Source organism: Flavonifractor sp. An100, assembly GCF_002161175.1.
Taxonomy (GTDB): domain Bacteria; phylum Bacillota; class Clostridia; order Oscillospirales; family Oscillospiraceae; genus Lawsonibacter.
On sequence record NZ_NFMA01000065.1, the window covers coordinates 1 to 524 of the forward strand.

At 52.3% G+C, this 524-nt stretch carries 1 protein-coding gene; it reads left to right on the top strand.

Annotated elements, in window-relative coordinates; translation table 11 throughout:
• Nucleotides 1–66: 66 nt before the first annotated feature.
• Nucleotides 67–524, top strand: a 458-nt coding sequence (locus B5E43_RS14785) for a transposase (RefSeq protein WP_143383033.1), incomplete at its 3' end; no start/stop codon positions are given.

Genomic DNA, 524 nt, shown 5'->3' on the forward strand with positions numbered 1-524 from the left:
ACGAGTAGCAAAGTTCGGATACCCACCCGGGCAATTCCCAGCCTGCATAATTCAGGGAGGGATTTGATGCAAGACATATTGACCTGCGCCATGGGACTGGATATTCATCGTGACGTTATCGTTGCCTGTCTTGCCAAAGGTGAGCTGGGCACCGATCCGGAAATCGAGATTCGCTCCTTCAGCACACTTATCCCGGAAATGCGGAAACTGCGGGATTGGGTGTTGGAAGCAGAGTGCCGCTATGTCGCTATGGAGAGCACCGGGATCTACTGGCAGCCTATTTACGAAATGCTGGAGCCATGTTTTGATGGGCAGATCAGCATTCTGGTCGTGAATGCCCGCCACATGAAGAATGTGCCTGGGCGTAAAACGGATATGCGGGACGCACAATGGATCGCCACATTACTCCGTGCCGGATTACTAAAGGGAAGTTTTATCCCAGATAAGACCTTCCGGGAACTGCGGCATCTGACCCGGTATCGTAAGAGCATCGTTCGCGACATTACCGCCCAAAAGAATCGCAT